General features: G+C 63.1%; 22 protein-coding genes. 14 read left to right on the forward strand and 8 right to left on the reverse strand.

Annotated elements, in window-relative coordinates; all coding sequences use genetic code 11:
• Positions 1 to 175: 175 nt before the first annotated feature.
• Together moaB and glp are read left to right on the forward strand one after the other, a co-directional pair.
• Entirely contained in the window at positions 176 to 715 is a 540-nt protein-coding gene (gene moaB, locus TZ03_RS15215; RefSeq protein WP_051098831.1) for a molybdenum cofactor biosynthesis protein B, read from the forward strand.
• A complete protein-coding gene (gene glp, locus TZ03_RS15220; RefSeq protein ID WP_051098832.1) occupies positions 699 to 1,925 on the forward strand; it encodes a gephyrin-like molybdotransferase Glp in 1,227 nt (408 codons plus the stop codon). The genes moaB and glp overlap by 17 nt, the downstream gene beginning before the upstream one ends.
• Here the strand turns inward: glp and TZ03_RS15225 are convergent.
• Positions 1,914 to 3,161 (reverse strand): glycosyltransferase family 4 protein, encoded by a 1,248-nt coding sequence (locus tag TZ03_RS15225; RefSeq protein ID WP_051098833.1) that lies wholly within the window; start codon positions 3,159 to 3,161, stop codon positions 1,914 to 1,916. The genes glp and TZ03_RS15225 overlap by 12 nt on opposite strands.
• 256 nt (positions 3,162 to 3,417) lie before the next feature.
• Here TZ03_RS15225 and yegS point away from each other — a divergent pair, with 256 nt between their 5' ends.
• The gene (gene yegS / locus TZ03_RS15230) at positions 3,418 to 4,305 is read left to right on the forward strand and encodes a lipid kinase YegS (protein WP_051098834.1); all 888 of its coding nucleotides are present in this window, start codon (positions 3,418 to 3,420) and stop codon (positions 4,303 to 4,305) included.
• Here yegS and TZ03_RS15235 read toward each other — a convergent pair.
• The 3 genes from TZ03_RS15235 to TZ03_RS15245 all read right to left on the reverse strand — a co-directional run bounded on the left by TZ03_RS15235 (position 4,289) and on the right by TZ03_RS15245 (position 6,709).
• On the reverse strand, positions 4,289 to 4,948 hold the full coding sequence (locus tag TZ03_RS15235) for a response regulator (RefSeq protein ID WP_051098835.1): 660 nt from the start codon (positions 4,946 to 4,948) through the stop codon (positions 4,289 to 4,291). The two genes, yegS and TZ03_RS15235, sit on opposite strands and share 17 nt — an antisense overlap.
• Positions 4,938 to 5,834, reverse strand: a complete 897-nt coding sequence (locus tag TZ03_RS15240) for a sensor histidine kinase (RefSeq protein ID WP_051098836.1) — start codon at positions 5,832 to 5,834, stop codon at positions 4,938 to 4,940. Before TZ03_RS15240 ends, TZ03_RS15235 begins: the two co-directional genes overlap by 11 nt.
• Positions 5,835 to 6,199: 365 nt before the next feature.
• Positions 6,200 to 6,709: a hypothetical protein gene (locus TZ03_RS15245; protein WP_051098887.1), complete on the reverse strand. Its 510-nt coding sequence runs from the start codon at positions 6,707 to 6,709 to the stop codon at positions 6,200 to 6,202.
• A 345-nt stretch (positions 6,710 to 7,054) separates the two neighbouring features.
• On the opposite strand from TZ03_RS15245, the gene TZ03_RS15250 reads away from it, so the two are divergent.
• Positions 7,055 to 7,990 carry a chemotaxis protein CheV gene (locus TZ03_RS15250; protein WP_051098837.1) on the forward strand — a complete coding sequence of 312 codons (936 nt, stop codon included), beginning with the start codon at positions 7,055 to 7,057 and terminating at the stop codon, positions 7,988 to 7,990.
• 55 nt (positions 7,991 to 8,045) lie between these two features.
• A complete protein-coding gene (locus TZ03_RS15255; protein ID WP_051098838.1) occupies positions 8,046 to 8,849 on the forward strand; it encodes an MOSC domain-containing protein in 804 nt (267 codons plus the stop codon).
• 111 nt (positions 8,850 to 8,960) lie between these two features.
• Here the strand turns inward: TZ03_RS15255 and TZ03_RS15260 are convergent, their stop codons facing one another.
• Entirely contained in the window at positions 8,961 to 10,886 is a 1,926-nt protein-coding gene (locus tag TZ03_RS15260; RefSeq protein ID WP_051098839.1) for a transglycosylase SLT domain-containing protein, read from the reverse strand.
• Positions 10,887 to 11,107: 221 nt separating this feature from the next.
• Here TZ03_RS15260 and TZ03_RS15265 point away from each other — a divergent pair, with 221 nt between their 5' ends.
• On the forward strand, positions 11,108 to 13,036 hold the full coding sequence (locus TZ03_RS15265; protein WP_051098840.1) for an ATP-binding cassette domain-containing protein: 1,929 nt from the start codon (positions 11,108 to 11,110) through the stop codon (positions 13,034 to 13,036).
• Between the two features lie 125 nt (positions 13,037 to 13,161).
• Here TZ03_RS15265 and TZ03_RS15270 read toward each other — a convergent pair whose 3' ends face one another.
• Entirely contained in the window at positions 13,162 to 13,602 is a 441-nt protein-coding gene (locus TZ03_RS15270) for a universal stress protein (protein WP_051098841.1), read from the reverse strand.
• A gap of 110 nt (positions 13,603 to 13,712) precedes the next feature.
• Between TZ03_RS15270 and TZ03_RS15275 the strand changes: the two genes are divergently transcribed.
• The 7 genes from TZ03_RS15275 to TZ03_RS15305 all read left to right on the forward strand — a co-directional run bounded on the left by TZ03_RS15275 (position 13,713) and on the right by TZ03_RS15305 (position 22,152).
• Complete coding sequence (locus tag TZ03_RS15275; protein ID WP_051098842.1) at positions 13,713 to 14,150, forward strand: hypothetical protein; 438 nt, start codon at positions 13,713 to 13,715, stop codon at positions 14,148 to 14,150.
• 620 nt (positions 14,151 to 14,770) lie between these two features.
• The gene (gene fadB, locus TZ03_RS15280) at positions 14,771 to 16,918 is read left to right on the forward strand and encodes a fatty acid oxidation complex subunit alpha FadB (protein ID WP_051098843.1); all 2,148 of its coding nucleotides are present in this window, start codon (positions 14,771 to 14,773) and stop codon (positions 16,916 to 16,918) included.
• A 31-nt stretch (positions 16,919 to 16,949) separates the two neighbouring features.
• Positions 16,950 to 18,125: an acetyl-CoA C-acyltransferase FadA gene (gene fadA, locus TZ03_RS15285; RefSeq protein WP_051098844.1), complete on the forward strand. Its 1,176-nt coding sequence runs from the start codon at positions 16,950 to 16,952 to the stop codon at positions 18,123 to 18,125.
• A gap of 76 nt (positions 18,126 to 18,201) precedes the next feature.
• Complete coding sequence (locus TZ03_RS15290) at positions 18,202 to 18,453, forward strand: DUF1653 domain-containing protein (protein WP_023661154.1); 252 nt, start codon at positions 18,202 to 18,204, stop codon at positions 18,451 to 18,453.
• A gap of 101 nt (positions 18,454 to 18,554) precedes the next feature.
• On the forward strand, positions 18,555 to 21,164 hold the full coding sequence (gene topA / locus TZ03_RS15295; RefSeq protein ID WP_051098845.1) for a type I DNA topoisomerase: 2,610 nt from the start codon (positions 18,555 to 18,557) through the stop codon (positions 21,162 to 21,164).
• Positions 21,165 to 21,352: 188 nt separating this feature from the next.
• Positions 21,353 to 21,868: a DUF6586 family protein gene (locus TZ03_RS15300; RefSeq protein ID WP_051098846.1), complete on the forward strand. Its 516-nt coding sequence runs from the start codon at positions 21,353 to 21,355 to the stop codon at positions 21,866 to 21,868.
• A 50-nt stretch (positions 21,869 to 21,918) separates the two neighbouring features.
• Complete coding sequence (locus TZ03_RS15305; protein ID WP_004376430.1) at positions 21,919 to 22,152, forward strand: hypothetical protein; 234 nt, start codon at positions 21,919 to 21,921, stop codon at positions 22,150 to 22,152.
• Between the two features lie 50 nt (positions 22,153 to 22,202).
• Here TZ03_RS15305 and sulA read toward each other — a convergent pair whose 3' ends face one another.
• On the reverse strand, positions 22,203 to 22,679 hold the full coding sequence (gene sulA / locus TZ03_RS15310) for an SOS-induced cell division inhibitor SulA (protein WP_051098847.1): 477 nt from the start codon (positions 22,677 to 22,679) through the stop codon (positions 22,203 to 22,205).
• Between the two features lie 13 nt (positions 22,680 to 22,692).
• On the reverse strand, positions 22,693 to 23,301 hold the full coding sequence (gene lexA / locus TZ03_RS15315; protein ID WP_004376420.1) for a transcriptional repressor LexA: 609 nt from the start codon (positions 23,299 to 23,301) through the stop codon (positions 22,693 to 22,695).
• A gap of 215 nt (positions 23,302 to 23,516) precedes the next feature.
• Here lexA and TZ03_RS15320 point away from each other — a divergent pair, with 215 nt between their 5' ends.
• Entirely contained in the window at positions 23,517 to 24,230 is a 714-nt protein-coding gene (locus TZ03_RS15320) for a TetR/AcrR family transcriptional regulator (protein ID WP_051098848.1), read from the forward strand.
• The last annotated feature ends 41 nt before the right edge of the window (positions 24,231 to 24,271 follow it).

The following is a 24,271-nucleotide window of genomic DNA, read 5'->3' on the forward strand; positions in this document are numbered from 1 at the left end:
TGCGATGGTGCTTGATGACAGTTAAGACGCAGGGCGTCCACGCAAGTTCCTTCTACAGTGCAGCATAGCGGCAAAACCAGGGCATTGATCGAGGGCAAGGGCCATGGGCACGACGCTGTGCAGGGCACGCGTTGTGTTATAACTGCGACCATCCCATCTTCTTGTGACGGACCCCATGAAAGCCAAGGCAGATACCCCTTTCGTGCCGCTGAATATCGCCGTGCTCACGGTTAGCGACACCCGCACTTTCGATACCGACACCTCCGGCCAGCTGTTCGTCGACCGTCTGAGCGCAGCCGGCCACCGCCTGGCTCAGCGCGTGCTGCTGAAGGACGACCTGTACAAGATCCGCGCCCAGGTCGCCACCTGGATTGCCGATGACAGCGTGCAGGTGGTGCTGATTACCGGCGGCACCGGTTTTACCGGCCGCGACAGCACGCCCGAGGCCGTGGCCTGTCTGCTGGACAAGCAGGTGGAGGGGTTTGGTGAGTTGTTCCGGCAGATTTCCGTGGCCGATATCGGCACCTCCACCGTGCAGTCGCGTGCCCTGGCCGGGCTGGCCAACGGTACCCTGGTGTGCTGCCTGCCGGGTTCGACCAATGCGGTGCGCACCGGCTGGGACGGTATCCTCGCCGAACAGCTCGATGCGCGCCATCGGCCGTGCAATTTTGTGCCGCACCTGAAGCAGGCAGCGGCCTGTGATAGCCGTGGCTGAGGTCAGCCAGGCCCGGCCACTGATGCCGGTGGAACAAGCCCTGGAACGGTTGCTGGCGTTGGCCGAGGCGGCGCCGATCCGGGACATCGAGAACCTGTCGCTGGCCGAGGCCGAAGGCCGTGTGCTGGCAACCGACCTGGTCGCCACGCTCGACCTGCCCCCTTGGCCGAACAGTGCCATGGACGGTTATGCCCTGCGCCTGGCCGACTGGCAGGGCGAGCCACTGGCGGTCAGCCAGCGGATTTTCGCCGGCCATGCGCCACAACCGCTGCAAGCGGGTACCTGTGCGCGCATTTTCACCGGGGCGCCGGTGCCCGAAGGTGCCGATTGCGTCGAGATGCAGGAAAACACCGAAGTGCTGGACGATGGCCGGGTACGCTTTCTCGAAGCGTTGAAAACCGAGCAGAACATCCGCCCCCAGGGCCAGGAAACCCGCAAGGGTGAGCAGGTGATGTGCGCTGGCACGCGCCTTGGGCCGATCGAGCTGGGCCTGGCGGCGACCCTGGGGTATGGCCGTCTGGACGTGATACGCAAGGTCCGGGTGGCCGTGCTATCCACTGGCGACGAACTGGTCGAGCCCGGCCTGCCACTGGGGCCAGGGCAGATCTACAACAGCAACCGCCGGCTGCTGGTCAGCTGGTTGCAGCGGCTGGGCTGCGAGGTGGTCGATGCGGGCATCCTGCCGGACGACCTGGCACGCACCCGCGCCTGCCTGGCCGAGCTGGGCGATGTCGACCTGATTCTGTCCACCGGCGGGGTTTCGGTGGGCGAAGCCGACTACCTCGGTGCCGCCCTGCGCGAAGCCGGCGAGCTGGCCTTGTGGAAACTGGCGATCAAGCCAGGCAAGCCGTTGACCTTCGGCCACTTCCAGGGGGTACCGGTGATCGGCCTGCCGGGCAATCCGGCCTCGACCTTGGTCACCTTTGGCTTGCTGACCCGGCCCTACCTGTTGCGGCGCCAGGGCGTGGTCGATGTCATACCACTGCGTTTCGACATGCCGGCAGGGTTCGACTGGCCCAAGCCTGGCACGCGGCGCGAGTACCTGCGCGCGCGCATCGAGCAAGGCCAGGTGCGCATCTACAAGAACCAGAGCTCTGGCGTGCTGCGCAGCGCGGCCTGGGCCGAAGGGCTGGTGGAAGTACGGGAAGGCAGCACGCCGAAGCCGGGCGACAGCGTGCCATTCATTCCCTTCAGCGAGCTACTTGGCTGAGCGGCCCAGCCAGGCACTGGCCAGCGGCGCTGCTTCGGCCCCCGCCGCCTGGGCCAGGCGCATGTGTACATGCTCCAATTGCTGCGCGGCCATGCTCCAGTCATGACGCTGGCGGGCGAAGCGGCGCCCGGCATCACTCAGCTGGCTCATGCGCCAGGGTTGGTTGAGCAACTGAGTGATCAGCAGGGCCAGTTGGTCGCCGTCATCACTGCCCAGGTAGTGCTCGCCGTTGTTTGCCGCCAGGCCTGATACGCCTTTGCCGGTGGTGATCACCGGCAGGCCGGCGGCCATCGCTTCGAGGATTTTCACCTTGGAGCCACCGGCATAGCGCAGCGGTGCGAAGAACAGTGCCGAACGCCGTTGTAGTTCGCGCAGATCGGGGCGGTAGCCGAGCCATTCGATGCGTGGATCGTTCCAGTGCAGCTTCCAGCTGGCCGGCATGGCATGCCCGGCAATCGCCAGGCGCACCGCCGGGTTGCTCATCCACACCTGCGGCATGATTTCTTCCAGCGCCCACTCGATGGCCTCCAGGTTGGCGCCATACTCGAAGTTGCCGACGAACAACAGGCGCTGGCTGTGCAGTGCAGGTTGCACGTGCTGGTAGAAATCACAATCCACGCCATTCACCACCACGTTAACCGGGCGCCCGTTGATCTGCGCGATCAGCTCGGCATCGTGGGCGCTGACCGCCACCAGTTCGGTGGGCTGGCGCAGCACTCGCTGTTCCCAGCGCCGGTAGCGCCAGCGGTCGAAGGCGTTGAGTGGGCGCAACCACAGGGGCAGGCGGTCGTGGCAGGCGCCGCCCATTACCGACTCGAGGGTATGCTCGCTGAGCATGTAGGGTAGCCCGCGCGTCTGCAGGGCTTTTTCGAACGGTTGAAAGCTGTAGCTGTGCTCGATCTGGATCACATCCCAGGGCTCGTCCAGCAACTGCTCGAAGCAGTGCCGCAGGCAAGGGGACAGGCCATTGATGATTGCCCGCATGGGGTAGTCGATGATCGGCGCAGCCAGCAGGTTCATTGGGCTGTGCAGTGGCCGCCGGGGCAGCACGATCAGGCGTTCGAGCAGTGGTTCCAGGGTATCGCGTGCCGCATCGCTGAGGGGGATTTTCGATTGTACTAGCAGGGTAATCCGGTGACCCCGCTGTGCCAGTGCGCGGATCAGGTGGTATTGCCGGGTCTTGCTGCCGCTGGTGGTCGGCCAGGGTAGATAAGGCAGAGTCCAGAGAATGCGCATGACCCGGAATCCTCGCTGAATGCTGCAGATGACAGGACGCGCCCGTTGTCGGCAGGTGGTGAGCCACTGCCGGGGGCGCGTCCTTGGCAAAGAGGGTATTTGCTGAGCATAGCCGCGCATTCTCGAGCGTGGGAAAAATGACCGGCCAACGCGATCTACTGTAGGAGCGTCAGTCGGCTATTTTTTGCGGGGCATGCAACGATTCGTAAGTGCAAACGGTCGAGATCTGGGTTGGTCCACTTCACGGAGAAGCGCGATGCAAGGGCGCAAGGTAATGCTGATCCTGCACGGCAAGCAGGCGATGAATGGCGAATTGCGCACTGCCGTACATGGCCTGCGCGACAGCGGCTGGCCGCTGGATGTGCGGGTAACCTGGGAGGCAGGCGATGCCCAGCGACTGGTGGGCGAAGCGCTGGCTGGCGGCTACACCCACATTGTCGCTGGCGGTGGGGATGGCACTTTGCGCGATGTCGCTGAAGCCATGGGGCTGGCGGGCGCCCAGGCCAGCCTGGCATTGTTGCCGCTGGGCACGGCCAATGATTTCGCCAAGGCTGCCGGCGTGCCCCTGGAGCCTGCCGCGGCGCTGGCGCTGTTGGACGCACCGGCGCAGGCGATTGACCTGGGCCAGGCCGGCGACCACTTGTTCCTCAACATGGCCACGGGTGGGTTTGGCAGCCAGGTCACCGCCAATACCTCCGAAGACCTGAAGAAAGTGCTGGGTGGCGCGGCCTACCTGTTCACCGGGCTGTCGCGCTTCAGCGAACTGCAGGCGGCCTCGGTGGAGCTGCAGGGGCCGGATTTCCACTGGCAGGGGGACTTGCTGGCGCTGGGTATCGGCAATGGCCGCCAGGCCGGGGGCGGGCAGGTATTGTGCCCCGAGGCCGTGGTGAACGACGGCTTGCTCGACATCGCCATCCTGCCAGCACCGCAAGAGGTGGTAGGGGCCCTGCGTGAGTTGTTGGCCGGTGACGGCCTGTTCATCCGGGCCAGGTTGCCCTGGGTCGAGATCAAGTGCTCGCAGGGGCTGGACATCAACCTCGATGGCGAGCCGTTGCAGGCCGACAACCTGCGCTTCCAGGCCAGGCCCGCCGCACTGCGCCTGCATCTGCCGGCAGGGTCGCCATTGCTCAGTCGTCCAGGCTGATGATTTTCTCGCGCACGGCGAACAGCACAAGGCCAGCCACGTCATGGATTTGCAGGCGTTTCATGATTTGCGAGCGATGGGTTTCCACGGTCTTGATCGACAGGCCCAGGCCCGTGGCGATTTCCCGGGTCGACTTGCCGCGCACGATCAGGCGCAGGATTTCCAGTTGCCGCGCAGTGAGGTTGTGTCGCTCGCTACCAGCTTGCTTGTCCTGCTTGGTGTGCCGCAGCGCCTGGTTGATGACCGTGTGGGCGATGGCCGGGCTGAGGTAGCGCTCGCCGTTGCGCACCGCACCCAAGGCCTGTTCCAGTTCGGTGGCGCTGGTGTCCTTGAGCAGGTAGCCATGGGCGCTGCTTTCCAGGGCCCGCATGATAAGGTCCGGGTCGGTGTGCATCGACAGGATCAGCACCTTGCAGGTGCTGCCGCTGGCGCGCAGTTGGGTGAGTGCATCCAGGCCGCTGGTCGAGCGCATGGAGATGTCCAGCAAGATGATGTCCGGTGCCAGTGTGCGCACCTGTTCGAGCAGTTGGCTGCCGTCATCGGCTTCGCCGATCACGCAATAGCCGGGGATGTCGCAGACCAGTGCGCGCACCCCGGCGCGAATCAGCGAGTGGTCGTCTACCAGCAGCAGCCTACAGGTCATGGGTGGTAGTACTCCTGGCACGTTGCTGGGCGCGCGGTGGCCACGGGAACACCGCCTCGATGCAGGTGCCCAGGCCGAGCTGGCTGGTGATGTCGAGGGTGCCCTGCAAGGCGGTTACCCGCTCCTGCATGCCGGCCAGGCCGCGCTGGCCAGCCTCGGCCGGGTGCCTGGCGGGGACGAAGCCGCGGCCATCATCGTGGATCGACAATGCCAGCCCCTCCGGGGTGCGCTGCAGGCGAATGACCAGATTGCGTGCCTGGGCGTGGCGCAGCATGTTGGTCACGGCCTCCTGGGTAATGCGGAACACCGCCATGGCCACGGCATCGTCGATACCGCCCAGGCGCTGGTTGCACGCCAGGCTCCAGTGCACGCCGCTGCTGGCAAGGGTGCGCACCAGATGCTCACGCAGGCTGGCTTCGAGGCCAAGGCTGGCCAGCTGCCGTGGGTTGAGCAGGGTGGACACATCGCGCACGTTGCCCAGGGTGTCGTCCAGCGTGCTGCGCAGGGCGTCGCAGTGACCTTGCAGCTCGTCGGGCATGCGCCGTTGCAACCACTGCAACTGCAGCTTGGCGGCGGTGAGCATTTGGCCGATGTCGTCGTGCAGTTCCCGGCCCAGGTGCTGGCGCTCGTCTTCCTGCACCTTGAGCATGCGCTCGGCCAGTTCTGCCGGGCGCAGGCTGATCGACCTGGCGCCCAGGCCCAGATGCAGGGCAACGCCCAGTGTGGCGGCCAACTGCAGCACCAGCAGGCTGGTCGGGACCGCCCGGTCGGCCAGGTACAGCGACAGGTTGGCGACCAGGGAGGCCACGCACAGCCCAACTGTCACCCAACGCAGCAGGTCAGCGCGGGAGCAGCAACGCAAAAGAGTCTTCAAGCGTGGGAGCATAGGTAGGGAAGCCACTGAAGTATTGCTGATGGAGGCCTTGCACAATGCTTGTCAGAGGCTTTGGCGCAGTACTTTCGATGTTTGTACGAGCACGTGATCTTTCAACCTTTCTCTAGGTTGCAAGCGTTTATGGGGGCGCATATTACCACTTCGCAGTGCATCGGTCGCGGCTGGGTAACGCCTTGAAACGCCTGGCTGTGGGGCGGTTCGGGGTAGCAGAGTGCCACCCATTGATCGCGCAACACGCACTTGCCGTGTAACTTGCGCGGCAATGATTCAACTTGGCCCGTGTGAACTTGGAGAACTTCCCAAGTTCGACCTTGGTGGGGCTTGTATATACGTGCTTAGTTGCACTTTTCCTCGGCTTAATGCGTTGGATATGAGCGGCCGGGGCGCGTGCCGGCTAACGCTTCGCTATGCGGGTGGATGCATACGCTACCTTGCTCGTCGCAGGACGTGCAGGTTTGCGCGAAGGGTTGCTGCACGACCTTGGCGAGCTCACCCAGCAGCACCAATTGCTCGCCGATGTCCAGGTTCAGCCGCCCGGTACGGGTATCGACCAACTCCAGCTGCCAGGCCAGCAGTGTCAGGCAGGCCCCTATCGCGGGCAAGGCCTCGCGCTGCAGGCAACCACCGTCGCAGGCCGGTGCGAGCAACTGCTGCAGGGCAGTGCTGTAGTGGGCGACTTCGCGCAGGCCCAGGCGCGTGGCCTGCTGGGCGAGGCTGTCGAGGGTGTGGTCCAGGCAGTGGCAGGCATCTGGGTCGTTGTCGATCAGTTCCAGGTGCTGCAGGCACTCCTGGGCCTGGGTCAGCAACACCTGGGCATCCAGCAGGAAGCCCTGCAGGGCGTCATTGAACGATAAGGCGCTGTCCATCATGAACCCCCGGCGCGTGGCGCAGGGGACGGGCACGCCGATACGATAGCTAGCAAAAGCCTGACTCCATTCATGCAATGAGAATGGCGTCACATTAATGGCTAAAGGATATCGCGAACATCAGGTTGTACCCGATTGTCTCTAAGGGTTTCCCTGATGCGGCGCTAAGGTGAGGAACTTTTTCTGCCTCGCTGTTTTGATCCAGAGTGCCCGCAGTAAAACATGATGTTAAAGTGATATCAATTGTCTGCGCGGCATTTTCCCGCAAGGGTCAAGGTGTGCGTGAAGCCGCCGATACAGGGTGGATGACTTCACTTTTTTCGACTCAAGCCTGGGGGTTTTCCAATGGCTGGCATTCTCGACACGGTAGACCAACGCACGCAACTGGTGGGTGAGAACCGCCTGGAAATTCTCATGTTTCGCCTGGGCGGCCGCCAGCTGTTCGCGATCAATGTGTTCAAGGTGCAGGAAGTGTTGCAACTGCCCAAGCTGACCCTGATGCCCCAGCGCCACGCCTTTGTCTGCGGGGTGGTCAACCTGCGCGGCCAGACCCTGCCGGTGATCGACCTGTCCCAGGCGATCGGCATGCGCCCCCTGCAGCCGGGGCCGGACAGCACCATCATTGTCACCGAATACAACCGCTCGGTGCAGGCCTTCCTGGTGGGCGGGGTCGACCGCATCGTCAACATGAACTGGGAGGCAATCATGCCGCCGCCTTCCAGCGCCGGGCGGCAACACTACCTGACCGCCATCACCAAGGTCGATGACAAGCTGGTGGAGGTGATCGACGTAGAGAAGGTACTGGCCGAGATCGTGCCCTATAACGCCCGGGTTTCCGGCGAAAAACTTGCCGACCCGGTGCTGGCCCGGGCCCGCGGTCGCGAGGTGCTGCTGGTGGACGACTCCAGCGTGGCCCTGGCGCAGTTGCGTGACACCCTGTCCCAGTTGGGCATGAAGCTGCACGTGGCCAGTGATGGTTTGAAGGCACTGCGCATGCTCAAGGGCTGGGCCGACGCTGGCGAGGATGTGTGCGAGAAGCTGCTGATGGTGTTCACCGACGCCGAGATGCCGGAAATGGACGGCTACCGGCTGACCACCGAGATTCGCAGCGATGCCCGTCTGCGGCGGCTTTACGTGGTGCTGCATACCTCGCTGTCGGGCAGCTTCAACGAATCCATGGTCAAGAAGGTAGGCTGTGACAACTTCCTGTCCAAGTTCCAGCCTGATCGTCTGGTCGATGTGGTCAAGCAACGCCTGCTGCTGGATGCCGCCACTGCGTGATACCGGGCCCTGCCAGGTATAAGCTTGGCATTTGCCATGACGCGAGGCGGCAGGGATGTTTCTCAGTGAGCTGTATCGATACCCGGTGAAGTCAGCGCAGGCGCAAAGCCTGCAGGCATCCACTGTGGGTTTGTTGGGGTTGCAGGGTGACCGGCGCTGGATGGTGGTCGAGGAGGAAAACGGACGCTTCCTGACCCAGCGTGCCTGGCCACAACTTGGCCAGATCGAGGCACGCGATGACGACAGCGGCCAGTTGCTGCTGCTGGCCCCTGGGCTGGCGCCGTTGGCTGTGCCGGTGCCGCCTGCCGATGACGCCCTGCGTGGGGTGACCATCTGGCGCGATACCTTGCGCGTACCGGACGCTGGCGATGCCGCGGCGGCCTGGCTTAGCGCGTTGCTGGGCAAGGCCGTGCGCCTGGTGCACTGCCCGGAACAGCGTGCGCGTTACCTGCCCAATGGCTATGGCTTCAACAGTGACCGGGCAGCGTTCCCGGATGGTTTCCCCTTGTTGCTGATTGGCCAGGGCTCGCTGGATGAGCTCAATCGGCGTATTGGCCGGCCGATGGAGATGCTGCGCTTTCGGCCCAACCTGGTGGTACAGGGCGCGGAGCCGTTTGCCGAGGATGGCTGGAAGCGGATTCGTATCGGCAGCCTGGAATTTCGCGTGCTCAAGCCCAGTGTGCGGTGCATCTTCACCACTATCGATCCGGCAACCGGGGAACGCAGTGCCGACCGCGAGCCGATGGCCACACTGAAGAGCTTTCGCGAGAAGGAGGGGGATGTGCTGTTCGGGCAGAACCTGGCGGTGGATGGTTGTGGGTGGCTGGAGGTGGGAATGGAAGTGGAGGTTCTGGAATAGCTGTGTTGCCTGTGCTGGCCTCTTCGCGGGTAAACCCGCTCCTACAAGGGTTTGCAAATTGTTGTAGGAGCGGGTTTACCCGCGAAGAGGCCAGCACAGGCTCAACAAATATTACATGTCATCGAAATACCGCTCATGCCAGTCCACCAGCGGCTGCGGCGAGTTCAGCTTTTGTCCGTAGATCACCGAATACGACAGCACGTTCTGCACATACTGGCGCGTTTCGTCGAACGGGATCGACTCCACCCACACATCGAAGCTCAGGTGCTTGGCGCCTTTCAGCCACTGCCGTACCCGTCCGGGCCCGGCGTTGTAGGCCGCGGAAGCGAGCACCCGGTTGCCGTTGAACTGGCTATGCACCTGGCTGAGGTAGGCTGCGCCCAGCTGGATGTTCTTGTCCGGGTTGAACACCTGCGCCGGTGACGCCAGCGGGATGCTGAACTTGCGCGCGGTCTCCTTGGCCGTGGCCGGCATCAGCTGCATCAGGCCGCTGGCACCCACCGGGGAGCGTGCATCCTCCATGAATGCACTTTCCTGGCGGGTGATGGCGAATACCCAGCTCGAATGCAGGCCGCGAACTTTGGCCTCGCGCACCAAGGTATCGCGATGGGCCATCGGGAAGCGGATGTCCAGGTCGTCCCAGTACTTCGCCTGGCTGATGGTGCGGATGGCCGGGAAGTACCAGCGCAGGTCATAGCCCAGGCGCGCCTGGGCGACCATTTCGTCGCGGTTGAAGTGGCGGCTGACGTGGTACCACTCGCGGCGGCCCTCGACAATCTGGCCGCGGGCGTGGAACTCCAGGGCGCGCTGGATGCCCGGGGTATTGCGCACCTTGCTGACCAACTGCGGGCTCAGCACCAGCGGTTTGTTGTTCAACTGGTACGGCGTCTGTGCCCGGTCGGCGGCGAGGAAGCCATAGAAGTCACGCTCACGCGCCACGGTCTTGTACAGCAGCGGGATCTGCGGGTTGTTCGGCTGTGCCAGCTCCAGGCTGCGTGCCTGCCAGTACTTCCAGCGGCTGCTGCTGGCCAGGTCCTGGGGCAGGCGGCGGGTCAGTTCGTAGGCGTCTTCCCAGCGGCCCAGGCGCAGCAGCAGGCGCAGGCGCCACTCGCTGACGGTGTTGTCGCGCAGTTCGGGGTCGTAGCGGGTCATGAGGTCGAGCGCGCGCGGGTCGTAGCGGCGTGCCAGGGTCAGGCCGATTTCGCGGGCGATGGCGACCTTCTCGTCGCGTGAAAAGTGCATGCGCTGGGCGTAGTCGTCGAGCAGCGCCATGGCCCGCTCCGGGTTCTGCCGGGCCAGGCGGCGCAGGCCCAGGCTGACCACATCGGACATGGCCTCGTTGACCGGGGTGAAGCGCGACGGCTGGTTGAGCAGCTCGGGCTTCTGTGCCACGGCGACCAACAGGCGCCCCTGCGGGCCGAGGGTGGTCAGCGTCTTGACCAGGTTGTTGGCCAGGCCGTAGTTGCGCGCCTCGGCCGCCAGCTTGGTGCGTTGCCAGCGCTTGGCCTCGGTCAGCTGGCCTTCGGCCGCCCACATGCCGAACAGGGCATCACACGCCGCAGGCTGCGACTTGCCGACGTTCCACAGTTTGTCGGCCGTGGCGTAGCCCTCGGCGCGCAGGCCGTGGCTGAGCTGGTATTGGCCGTTGAGGCAGTCCAGCTCGGTGAAGTTGAGCTTGGGGTCGTAGTACTTGACGAAGGTGTTCCATTCGCCGCGCTCGGCCAGCCAGCGCAGCCAGCGCAGTTTCATCCAGTTGGACTGGGGCAGGTCGCCATGCTTGGCGAGAAAACCTTCGATTTCCTGGTTGCTGGCGCTTTTCAGGCGGGTGGTGAGCTCGTCGTAGGCCAGGTAGGGCGTCAGCGGGTAGTCGCTCAGGGCCTGGGCATAGCGCAGGTATGGGCCTTTGTCGCCCTTGGCCAGCGCGCGCTTGGCCTCGTCGTAGTACTGGCGTTGCAGGGTGAGGTTGCTGGCCTGCGCCGCGCAGGTGGCGGCGGTGAGCAGCAGGCAGGATGCAATATGTAACAGGCGGCTGCGCATGATACGTCCGGGCAGTTGAACCATGGGGAAGTGACGGCGGAGCCAGCACTGTTGGAAGCTATAGCCTTAGCTTAGCCGTTTGCCGGTAGCGGGTGAAAGCACTGCGCTTGTATCGGGATATTAAGTTTGACCAGATGTCGCAAAGCCTTGCTCGGATGGTCAGGCGGATGCCGTCAGGGGCCAAGTCAGGTAGAATGCGCGCCCGATTTATGGAGACCAACATGACCCTGCTCAAATTCAGCGATGTGTCCCTCGCATTCGGCGCCATGCCGCTGCTGGACAAAGTGTCCTGGCAGATCGCTCGTGGCGAGCGGGTGTGCATCATCGGCCGCAACGGCACCGGCAAGTCGAGCATGCTGCGCCTGGTCAAGGGCGAGCAGAAGGGCGATGATGGCGAAATCTGGCGTGCCCCGGGCCTGAAGATCGGCGAGCTGCCGCAGGAGCTGCCGGTGGCTGACGAGCGCACGGTGTTCGACGTGGTGGCTGCCGGCCTGGATGGCGTTGGCGAGTTGCTGGCGCAGTTCCACCACCTGAGCCTGAACATCCAGGGCGATGAAGACCTGGAAAAACTCATGCACGTCCAGCACGAGCTGGAGGCCCGTGACGGCTGGCGCCTGCAGCAGGTGGTGGAAAGCACCCTCAGCCGCCTGCAGTTGCCGGCCGACAAGACCCTGGCCGAGCTGTCCGGCGGTTGGCGTCGCCGTGTGCTGCTGGCCCAGGCGCTGGTGTCGGAGCCCGACCTGCTGCTGCTCGACGAGCCGACCAACCACCTGGACATCGGCGCCATCGCCTGGCTCGAAGAGGCCCTGCGTGGCTTCAACGGCGCGGTGCTGTTCATCACCCACGACCGTTCCTTCCTGCAGAACCTGGCCACTCGCATCCTCGAGCTGGACCGCGGCGGCCTGATCGACTGGAACGGTGATTACGCCAGCTTCCTGGTGCACAAGGAGGCCGCCCTGGCCGCCGAAGAAACCGCCAATGCGCTGTTCGACAAGCGCCTGGCCCAGGAAGAAGTGTGGATTCGCCAGGGCATCAAGGCCCGCCGTACCCGCAACGAAGGCCGCGTACGTGCACTGAAAGCCTTGCGCGTGGAGCGTGGCGAGCGCCGTGAACGGCAGGGCAAGGCCAACATCCAGATCGAGGCGGCGGAAAAGTCCGGCAAGCAGGTGATGGTGCTGGAAAACGTCAGTTTCCATCATGCTGACGGGCCGATGCTGGTCAAGGACTTCTCCATGGTCCTGCAGCGTGAGGACCGTATCGGCCTGCTGGGCGCCAACGGTACCGGCAAGACCACCTTGCTCAAGCTGATGCTCGGTGACCTGGAGCCGACCGCAGGCAAGGTCGAGCGCGGCACCAAGCTGGAAGTGGCCTACTTCGACCAGATGCGCCACCAGCTCGACCTGGAAAAGACCGTTATCGACAACCTGGCCGAAGGCCGCGATTTCATCGAGATCGACGGCCAGAACCGCCATGTGCTGAGCTACCTGGGCGACTTCCTGTTCAGCCCCCAGCGTGCCCGCACGCCGGTCAAGGCGCTGTCGGGTGGTGAACGTGCACGCCTGTTGCTGGCCAAGCTGTTCAGCAAGCCGGCCAACCTGCTGGTGCTCGACGAACCGACCAACGACCTGGACGTGGAAACCCTCGAGCTGCTCGAGGAAGTGCTGTCCAACTACAAGGGCACCGTGCTGATGGTCAGCCACGACCGGGCCTTCCTCGACAACGTCGTCACCAGCACCCTGGTGTTCGAAGGCGAGGGCAAGGTGCGTGAGTACGTGGGTGGTTACGAGGATTGGATTCGCCAGGGTGGCTCGCCGAAGCTGCTGGGCGTGACCGAAAGCAAGGGCGGCAAGTCCGAGCTCAACAGCGCGGTGGTGGAGAAGGCCGAGGCCAAGCCTGCAGCTGCTGCTGCGCCGGTAGCGGAAGAACCTTCGAAGAAGAAGCTCAGCTACAAGCTGCAACGAGAGCTGGAGATGCTGCCAGGGCAGATCGACGAGTTGGAGCAGCGTATGGCCGAGGCCCAGGAAGAAGTGAATGCGGCGGGCTTCTATCAGCGGCCGATCGCGGAAACCTCGGCAGTGCTGGCCAGGATCGAGAAGCTGCAGGGCGAACTGGATGCGCTGGTGGAGCGCTGGGCTGAGCTGGAAGGCTGATAGTTGTTAGCCTGATCCGGCCCTATCGCCGGCAAGCCAGCTCCCACAGAGGCACCATGGATTTCAAACCTTGTGGTGTCCCTGTGGGAGCTGGCTTGCCGGCGATAGGGCCGGCCCAGGCTGAATCATTCCTTCTTCTGCAAGCGCACCGCCAGCACATCACAAGGCGCGCCATGCAGCACGTCATTGGCCGTGGAGCCCAGCAGCAATGCCAGGCCATGACGGCCATGGCTACCGACCACGATCAGGTCGCACTGCTGGTCCTTGGCCAGCTGATGGATTTCCTGGCGCGGCTGGCCATAGGTCAGGTGCGAGTCGCCGCGGTTGATGTCAGGGTATTTGTTGAACAGGCGCTCCATGCGCTCCTTGGCCTGGTCGAACTGCTGCTGTTGCAGCTGCGACAGGTCCATAGGCACGTCGCCGCCAAAGGCCATGGCCATCGGCTCGACGATATGCACCAGCGAAACCTTGGCATTCGATGGGGCGGCCAGCGCCATGGCGCGTTTGATCACCGGGTCGCATTCTTCGGTCAGGTCGACGGCGACCAGAAGATGTTCGTAGGACATGAGCGGTACTCCTGACAATCGCGATAGAAGAAGTATGGTCGCTTTCGAGCGGGTCTTCCGTGAAAAATGGCTAACCAGCTCATTTGCAACGTTTTATGGGAACTACTGATATGACGGTATTGCTGGTGGTGTCAATCCTTGCGCTGATTCTCAGCCCGCTTTCCTGGCTGCGCACCTCGCGCAAGCAGAGCGAGCAGATGAAGCTGCGCCTGGAGGCGCGGCGCATGGGCCTGGCCATGCAACTGGCGCCGCAGCAGTGGCCGCACTGGCTGGAGAAGGAGCCGCCAAGCCCTTGCCCGCAATACCACCGGGCCCGCCGCCGCGGGCATGAAGACAGCTTCAGCTTCTGGCAGATCAGCCCGGGGGTGTGGTGGAACCAGTGGCGCGAACCCTGCGAAGACCCGCGCTTCATGGAGGCCTTGGCGCGCTTGCCGGCGAGTGTGTACAAGGTCGAAGCCGATGCGCGGATGATTGCCTTGTACTGGACCGAGCGGGGCGATACGGCTGTATTGCAGGATGTTGCCTACGTCCTCGAAACCTTGGCCTGACAGCTGATTCATGAGCTGACACCGATCCCTGTGGGAGCGGGCACGCCCGCGAACACCGGCAAAGCCGGTGCCACACACCGAGTTGCCAGTTTCGCGGGCACGCCCGCTCCCACAGGGAACGAGTTGAATTCAATAGCACATAACGACAAAGCGGCGGCTTGGCCGATCCCCTGAAGGGGTGGGGTGCCAAGTCGCCGCTTTGCGTTCTGCTGCGCAGAAAGGCCAGGCAGGCCGGGTATTCATTCAAGCAAGTGCCAGTGTAGTCGCCCAAGGTTGCCGCGCAAGGCGAAAGTTGCAGCACTGGGCAAATGTTTGTGGTCAATCGCTGACATGAATGGCCAGCGATCACCGTCATCATATTTTGTACCAGGACGATACAAAATGACCGGAAAGTCGCGTTTCGGCTGTGCTCGTGAGCATTTGACAACGCCGATCTTTTCGGAGAATGTGTGCACACCCAAATCAAACGGGCGTATGAATTGAGCGTTTGTATGTCATGACGCCAAGCCATACTTCCGACTAGCGCGCTGACGGGTGTGCCTGGGGCAGGGCAGCTAGGCCTGCTTTTGCTGCAGCGATCGGCGTGTACAGTTCAGCTTCCATATCGTGGAGATCAGTTGATGATTTACGAAGGTAAAGCCATCACGGTTAAGGCTCTTGAAAGTGGCATCGTCGAGCTCAAGTTCGACCTCAAGGGTGAGTCCGTCAACAAGTTCAACCGCCTGACCCTGAACGAGCTGCGCCAGGCCGTCGAAGCCATCCAGGCCGACGCCTCGGTCAAGGGCGTGATCGTCAGCAGTGGCAAGGACGTGTTCATCGTCGGCGCCGACATCACCGAGTTCGTCGACAACTTCAAGCTGCCCGAGGCCGAACTGGTCGCCGGCAACCTGGAAGCCAACCGCATTTTCAATGCCTTCGAAGACCTCGAAGTGCCGACCGTCGCTGCCATCAACGGCATCGCCCTGGGCGGCGGCCTGGAGATGTGCCTGGCTGCCGACTACCGGGTCATGTCCAGCAGCGCCAAGATTGGCCTGCCGGAAGTCAAACTGGGTATCTACCCGGGCTTTGGCGGTACCGTGCGCCTGCCGCGCCTGATCGGCTCGGACAACGCCATCGAGTGGATCGCCGCCGGCAAGGAAAACCGTGCAGAAGACGCCCTGAAAGTCGGCGCCGTCGATGCCGTGGTCGCCCCTGAGCTGTTGCAGGCCGGTGCCCTGGACCTGATCAAGCGCGCGATCAGTGGCGAGCTGGACTACAAGGCCAAGCGCCAGCCGAAGCTGGAAAAGCTCAAGCTCAATGCCATCGAGCAGATGATGGCCTTCGAGACCGCCAAAGGCTTCGTTGCCGGCCAGGCCGGCCCGAACTACCCGGCCCCGGTCGAAGCCATCAAAAGCATCCAGAAGGCCGCCAACTTCGGCCGTGACAAGGCCCTGGAAGTCGAGGCCGCAGGCTTTGCCAAGCTGGCCAAGACCTCGGTCGCCGCGAGCCTGATCGGCCTGTTCCTGAACGACCAGGAGCTCAAGCGCAAGGCCAAGGCCCATGACGAGATCGCCCACGATGTGAAGCAGGCGGCCGTGCTCGGCGCCGGCATCATGGGTGGCGGCATCGCCTACCAGTCGGCAGTCAAGGGCACCCCGATCCTGATGAAGGACATTCGCGAGGAAGCCATCCAGCTGGGCCTGAACGAGGCCTCCAAGCTGCTCGGCAACCGCGTCGAGAAAGGCCGCCTGACCCCGGCCAAGATGGCCGAGGCACTCAATGCCATTCGCCCGACCCTGTCCTATGGCGATTTCGCCAATGTCGACATCGTGGTCGAAGCGGTGGTCGAGAACCCGAAAGTGAAGCAGGCCGTGCTGGCCGAAGTGGAAGGCCAGGTGAAGGATGATGCGATCCTCGCCTCCAACACCTCGACCATCTCCATCAACCTGCTGGCCAAGACGCTCAGGCGCCCGGAAAACTTCGTCGGCATGCACTTCTTCAACCCGGTGCACATGATGCCGCTGGTGGAAGTGATCCGTGGCGAGAAGTCCAGTGACGTGGCAGTCGCCACCACCGTGGCCTACGCCAAGAAAATGGGCAAGAACCCGATCGTGGTCAACGACTGCCCGGGCTTTTTGGTCAACCGCGTGCTGTTCCCGTACTTCGGCGGTTTCGCCAAGCTGGTCAGCGCTGGCGTCGACTTCGTGCGCATCGACAAGGTCATGGAAAAGTTCGGCTGGCCGATGGGCCCGGCCTACCTGATGGACGTGGTCGGCATCGACACCGGCCACCACGGCCGCGACGTCATGGCCGAAGGCTTCCCGGGCCGCATGAAGGACGAGCGCCGCTCGGCCGTCGACGCGCTGTACGAGGCCAACCGCCTGGGCCAGAAGAACGGCAAGGGCTTCTACGCCTACGAGACCGACAAGCGCGGCAAGCCGAAGAAGGTCGCCGACGCCAGTGTGCTCGACGTGCTCAAGCCGATCGTCTTCGAGCAGCGTGAAGTCACCGACGAAGACATCATCAACTGGATGATGGTCCCGCTGTGCCTGGAGACCGTGCGCTGCCTGGAAGACGGCATCGTCGAAACCGCCGCCGAAGCCGACATGGGCCTGGTCTACGGCATTGGCTTCCCTCCCTTCCGCGGTGGTGCGCTGCGCTACATCGACTCGATCGGTGTGGCCGAATTCGTTGCCCTGGCCGATCGGTACGCCGACCTGGGGCCGCTGTACCACCCGACCGCGAAGCTGCGTGAAATGGCCAAGAACGGCCAGCGCTTCTTCAACTGAGCGGCCAACGAGCTAGAGCGAGAGATTTGATATGAGCCTGAATCCAAGAGACGTGGTGATTGTCGACTTCGGTCGCACGCCAATGGGCCGCTCCAAGGGTGGCATGCACCGCAATACCCGCGCCGAAGACATGTCGGCGCACCTGATCAGCAAGCTGCTGGAACGCAACGACAAGGTCGACCCGAAAGAAGTCGAGGACGTGATCTGGGGCTGCGTCAACCAGACCCTGGAGCAGGGCTGGAACATCGCCCGTATGGCCTCGCTGATGACCCAGATCCCACACACTTCCGCGGCGCAGACCGTCAGCCGCCTGTGCGGCTCGTCGATGAGCGCGCTGCACACTGCTGCCCAGGCGATCATGACCGGTAACGGCGATGTGTTCGTGGTCGGTGGGGTGGAGCACATGGGCCACGTCAGCATGATGCACGGCGTCGACCCCAACCCGCACCTGTCCTTGCATGCCGCCAAGGCTTCCGGGATGATGGGCCTGACTGCGGAGATGCTCGGCAAGATGCACGGCATCACCCGTGAGCAGCAGGACCTGTTCGGCTTGCGTTCGCACCAGCTGGCCCACAAGGCCACGGTCGAAGGCAAGTTCAAGGACGAGATCATCCCGATGCAGGGCTATGACGAGAACGGCTTCCTGAAGGTGTTCGATTTCGACGAAACCATTCGCCCGGAAACCACCCTCGAAGGCCTGGCGTCGCTCAAGCCTGCATTCAACCCGAAAGGTGGCACCGTCACTGCCGGTACCTCGTCGCAGATCACCGACGGCGCGTCGTGCATGATCGTCATGTCTGGCCAGCGTGCCATGGACCTGGGTATCCAGCCATTGGCGGTGATCCGCTCGATGGCGGTGGCCGGTGTCGACCCGGCGATCATGGGCTACGGCCCGGTACCATCGACCCAGAAGGCCCTCAAGCGTGCCGGCCTGAGCATGGCCGACATCGACTTCATCGAGCTCAACGAAGCCTTCGCTGCACAGGCCCTGCCAGTGCTGAAAGACTTGAAAGTGCTCGACAAGATGGATGAGAAGGTTAACCTGCACGGCGGCGCCATTGCCTTGGGCCACCCATTCGGTTGCTCTGGGGCACGTATTTCCGGCACCCTGCTCAATGTCATGAAGCAAAATGGCGGTACCCTCGGGGTGGCGACCATGTGCGTCGGCCTCGGCCAAGGTATCACCACTGTCTTCGAACGCGTCTGATCGCGTAGCGGGACAGCGACCGGGGCCTTGTGCCCCGGTTTTGTTTTTTCAGGTTTTATTCAAGAGGGTGGGCAACATGCAGATACAACCAGGCGTATACCGGCATTACAAAGGGCCTGAGTACCGTGTCTTCAGTGTTGCGCGGCACTCCGAGAGCGAAGAGTGGATGGTGTTCTACCAATGCCTGTATGGTGATTACAGCTTCTGGGTGCGGCCACTTTCGATGTTCCAGGAGTCCGTCGAGGTTGACGGCGAGCAGGTGCCACGCTTTGCTTTGGTCAAGGCCGAAGAGGGGCTGCCCGGGTTGCTGGGTAAGTCGCACGAGTGATCGTTCGAACTTGACCTCACACTTTTGCCACTATATATAGCGGTGCCGCGTCTAGGCACCTGACGCGTTTTTCATCTTCAGATTCAGGAATACTCCGATCCATGGGCAAATCGCTGGTCATTGTGGAATCCCCGGCCAAGGCCAAGACCATCAACAAGTACCTGGGCAACCAGTACGTGGTGAAGTCGAGTATCGGCCATATCCGAGACCTCCCCACCAGCGGTTCGGCCAGCGCAAGCAAAGAGCCGGCCGCCAAGCGTGGCAAGGTTGCGGGTGAGGCACCGGCGCTTTCGCCGAAGGAAAAGGCCCGTCGCCAGCTGGTGGCGCGTATGGGCGTCGACCCCGACCAGGGCTGGAAGGCCAAGTACGAGATCCTGCCCGGCAAGGAAAAGGTGATCGAAGAGCTGCGCCGCCTGGCCAAGGATGCCGACACCATCTACCTCGCAACCGACTTGGACCGCGAAGGGGAAGCCATTGCCTGGCACCTGCGCGAGGCCATCGGCGGCGACGACACCCGCTACAAGCGCGTGGTGTTCAACGAAATTACCAAGAAGGCCATTCAGGATGCCTTCTCGCAGCCGGGCGAGCTGGACATCGACCGGGTCAATGCCCAGCAGGCGCGGCGCTTCCTCGACCGCGTGGTCGGTTACATGGTTTCGCCGTTGCTGTGGGCCAAGATCGCCCGTGGCCTGTCGGCCGGCCGGGTGCAGTCGGTGGCGGTGAAGCTGGTGGTGGAGCGCGAGCGCGAAATCCGTGCCTTCATCCCGGAAGAATACTGGGAAATCCACGCCGACCTCGGTACTGCCAAGAACGCCAAGGTGCGCTTCGAGGTGGCACGCGAGAAGGGTGAGGCGTTCAAGCCGCTGAACGAAGCCCAGGCCATGGCTGCGCTGGAAAAGCTCAAGGCTTCCAGCTATAGCGTGGTCAAGCGCGAAGACCGCCCGACCAGCAGCAAGCCATCGGCACCGTTCATTACCTCCACCCTGCAGCAGGCGGCCAGTAACCGCCTGGGCTTCGGCGTGAAGAAAACCATGATGATGGCCCAGCGCTTGTACGAAGCCGGCTACATCACCTATATGCGTACCGACTCGACCAACCTGTCAGCCGATGCCCTGGACATGGCGCGTAGCTACATCGAGCGCGAGTTCGGCAAGCAGTACCTGCCAGATGCGCCGCTGGTGTACGGCAGCAAGGAAGGTGCCCAGGAGGCGCACGAAGCGATTCGTCCTTCCGACGTGAATACCCACCCGACCAAGCTCAGTGGCATGGAGCGTGACGCCGAACGCCTGTACGAGCTGATCTGGCGCCAGTTCCTGGCCTGCCAGATGCCGCCGGCGCAGTACCTGTCCACCAGCGTCACCGTGGCAGCAGGCGACTTCGAGCTGCGTGCCAAGGGCCGTATCCTCAAGTTCGACGGTTACACCCGTGTGCTGCCGCAGCAGAGCAAGCCTGGCGAAGACGACGTGCTGCCAGAGATGGTCCAGGGCGAAGCGCTGAAGCTGATCCAGATCGACCCGAGCCAGCACTTCACCAAGCCGCCGGCGCGCTTCACCGAAGCCAGCCTGGTCAAGGAGATGGAAAAGCGTGGCATCGGCCGCCCGTCGACCTACGCGGCGATCATCTCGACCATCCAGGACCGTGGCTATGTGACCTTGCACAACCGCCGCTTCTACTCCGAGAAGATGGGCGATATCGTTACCGAGCGCCTGTCGGAAAGCTTCTCCAACCTGATGGACTACGGCTTTACCGCCGACATGGAGGAGAACCTCGACGACGTGGCCCAGGGCGAGCGTGACTGGAAGAACGTGCTTGACGAGTTCTACGGCGATTTCAGCAAGAAGCTGCAGACCGCCGAGTCCAGCGAAGACGGCATGCGCGCCAACCAGCCGACCATGACCAATATTCCGTGCAAGGAATGTGGCCGGCCGATGATGATCCGTACCGCCTCCACCGGCGTGTTCCTCGGTTGCTCGGGCTACAGCCTGCCGCCGAAAGAGCGCTGCAAGGCTACTGTCAACCTCGTGCCGGGCGACGAGATTGCCGCTGACGACGAGGGCGAATCGGAATCGCGCGTGCTGCTGGGCAAGCACCGCTGCCCGATCTGCGCCACGGCGATGGATGCCTACCTGCTGGACGAGAAGCACAAGCTGCACATCTGCGGTAACAACCCGGATTGCGCCGGCTACGAGATCGAGGAAGGTAGCTACCGCATCAAGGGCTACGAAGGGCCGAGCCTGGAGTGCGACAAGTGCGGCAGCGAGATGCAGTTGAAGACCGGCCGTTTCGGCAAGTTCTTCGGCTGTACCAACCCGGCGTGCAAGAACACCCGCAAGCTGCTCAAGAGCGGCGAGGCGGCGCCACCGAAGATGGACAAGGTGGACATGCCGGAGCTCAAGTGCGAGAAGGTCGACGATACCTACGTGCTGCGTGACGGCGCTTCGGGGCTGTTCCTGGCCGCCAGCCAGTTCCCCAAGAACCGTGAGACCCGCGCACCACTGGTGCTGGAGATCGTGCCGCATAAGCATGAGATCGATCCGAAGTACCACTTCCTGTGCGATGCGCCGCAGAAAGACCCGGACGGCCGCCCGGCGGTGATCCGCTACAGCCGCAAGACCAAGGAGCAGTACGTGCAGTCCGAAGTCGATGGCAAGCCGACCGGCTGGAAAGCCTTCTACGACGGTGGTGCGTGGAAGGTTGAAGACAAGCGCTGATCTGTCAGTGCTGTAATTGGGGCCGCTTCGCGCCCCTTCGCGGGCTTGCCCGCTCCCACAGGTATCGCGCCGTCCTTGAATGTGGCGCTGCACTTGTGGGAGCGGGCAAGCCCGCGAAGGGGCGCAAAGCGGCCCCAATCATTTATGATGCAGCTATCCGCCTTGCAGCCTGATGGGAGGGCACTGAAATGGCCCAGGAACTCTACACCCGCACCAACCAGAAACTGTTCTTCGCCGGCCTCGCCCTGGAGTCCATGGCCAAGGCCGAGCAAAGCCAGGCCATGAACGCCCAGGGCCTGGTCCAGGCCGAGCGCGAGGCTGCACTGTTCCATCTGTATGGCGCGCTGCTGGGCCTGTGCCATGAGATCGGTGGATTCTACCGTTTGCCTGTGGTTGCAACGGTCGAGCAGGCACTGGCCGACGACGCCCTGAACGGCATCGCCATCCCGGAAGTGGCCGAACTGCTGGAACTGGCTCGCCAGCGGGAAACCTGGCTGGCGCAAATGCTGGGTGCTTATGCCGATTTGTTCCGACCACCGGTCGCGAAGAAAACCGCGAAAACCGATGTCACCCAGCCACTGATCCAGGCCGTCAACCTCGATGAGCCCGAGCATCCTGCGCTGTCGCAAGCCGAGCTGGAAAGCTGGCGCAACAACCTCAAGGGCTTGGTGAGACGTTTCCGCGACGCGTTGAGTGAGTGCTGAGTGCCGTTACGGCTGGTACAATACTGGCCTTTCGCGGAGAACTGCCATTTATGTCTACGTCTTTTCTGGAAATTGTCGAGTTGCCTGATGGCCGCATCGAACTGCGTCGCGCCGAGGATGAGGGCTCTCTGGTAACCCTGGATTTCTCGGAAGACGCCAAGGCGTTCCTGCAGGGCCAGCATGTGGAAGTGGCCAAGGCCATGCTCAGTGTGGGCGTGCAGATGGCCGGTCGCCTGATGGATGGCGAGCTCGAGCGTGATGAAGGGCCGCGCGTGCTGCACTGAAGGTGCAGCAGGGCATCAGGCTTTTTGAACTGACAGGCAAAGCCTGAACATCAGCCGAGGCGGATGTTCAGGCTTTGTGCGTTTCCGGCACTGGCTGCGCGCAGCAGTTGCTGGCGAGCAGTGGCATTGACGTTGCCCAGCCAACTGACCACCGTATGGCTACGGCCAAGGCGCAAGGCTTCGCAGGCCAGTTGCAGCGGGCTTTGCTTGCCACGAGGTTGCAGCAGCAGGATACGTTCACGGTTGAGCCCGGCATCGCGCAGCCAGGCCTGGGTCAGGCTCGATGGCGGGGCGATCAGGGTCAGCCAGCGGGTTTCGTCCTCTTCGCTCAGTTCGCGCAAAACCGGTGCCAGCAGGCTGTGGCAATGCCCGGGGGCACCACGCAGCGACAGTTCGCTGAACAGCTCGGGCTGGCTGCTCTTGCGCGCCAGTTCGCTGGCTTTCAGGCCCGGTAGCACGGGCTGGGCGAGGAATGCTTCGAACAGTGGCAACTGGACTTGCTCGGGTGCGTGAATGAACTGCTGCATGACGCCTCCTGGATCAGCGGCGAATGACGCCGACGCTCAAGCCCTCGATCACCAGTTCCTGTTCTTTCAGGTCGACTTCGATGGGGGCGAATTCGGGGTTTTCGGCAAGCAGCCAGACCTTGCTGCCTTCGCGCTTGAAGCGCTTGACGGTCACTTCGTCACCGATACGGGCCACGACGATCTGGCCGTTGCGGGCTTCGCGGCAGGTGTGCACCGCCAGCAGGTCGCCGTCGAAGATGCCGACGTCCTTCATGCTCATGCCGTGTACGCGCAGCAGGTAGTCGGCCTGGGGGTGGAAGAAGTCGGGGTTGATGTTGCAGGATTGTTCGATGTGCTGTTCGGCAAGGATCGGCGCGCCGGCGGCAACCCGGCCGATGATGGGCAGGCCGCTTTCTTCGGCCTTGGCCTCGAGGCCAGGGATACGGATGCCACGGGAGGCGCCCGGGGTCATCTCGATCGCCCCCTTGCGGGCGAGGGCCTTGAGGTGCTCCTCGGCGGCGTTGGGCGACTTGAAGCCCAGCTCCTGGGCGATCTCGGCGCGCGTTGGCGGGAAGCCGTTGTCTTCCAGGCAGCGCTTGATGAACGCGAGAATTTCGGCTTGGCGTGGCGTCAGTTTCAACATGGTGAGCGCTCTGTCTTTTTGTACAGTGACTGGGATTATATACAGTACTGGATGCGCTGCAAGAAAAAACCTGTAATAAACAGCAGGGGCTGTACTTGCAGTGGGCCGCCTGGCGCTTTTAAATGGCGACCGCCCGGTCACCGAGCCTTGACAGAAGCAGGGCTGAAACGTATGTTTCAAACACCTGTTTGTCTGGCGGAGTAGTCGGAGTAGTCATGGCCCAATCGGAAACCGTTGAACGCATTCTCGATGCTGCCGAGCAGTTGTTCGCGGAAAGGGGGTTCGCCGAAACCTCGTTGCGGCTGATTACCAGCAAGGCCGGGGTCAACCTGGCGGCGGTCAACTATCACTTCGGCTCCAAGAAGGCGCTGATCCAGGCGGTTTTCTCGCGCTTCCTCGGGCCGTTCTGCACCAGCCTCGAGCGTGAGCTGGAGCGGCGCCAGGCCAGGCCGGAGCACAAGCCCAGCCTCGAAGAGCTGCTGGAAATGCTGGTAGAGCAGGCCCTGGCCGTGCAGCCGCGCAGCAACAACGACCTGTCGATCTTCATGCGCCTGCTGGGCCTGGCCTTCAGCCAGAGCCAGGGCCACCTGCGGCGTTACCTGGAAGACATGTACGGCAAGGTGTTCCGCCGCTACATGCTGCTGGTCAACGAGGCCGCGCCACGCATCCCTCCACTGGAGCTGTTCTGGCGCGTGCACTTCATGCTTGGTGCCGCCGCCTTCAGCATGTCTGGCATCAAGGCCCTGAGGGCGATTGCCGAAACCGATTTCGGTATCAACACCTCGATCGAGCAGGTAATGCGCCTGATGGTGCCGTTCCTGGCTGCAGGCATGCGCGCTGACAGCGGCGTTACCGACGAGGCCATGGCGGCGGCGCAGTTGCGCCCGCGCAGCAAAAGCGGCGCCGGCGCTACCACGGCCAAAGCCTGAAGGCTGGGCGGGGCGGGGCGCTTGGGCTAAGCTAGCGCCGC

It is taken from the genome of Pseudomonas sp. 10-1B (genome assembly GCF_000935045.1).
Lineage (GTDB): Bacteria > Pseudomonadota > Gammaproteobacteria > Pseudomonadales > Pseudomonadaceae > Aquipseudomonas.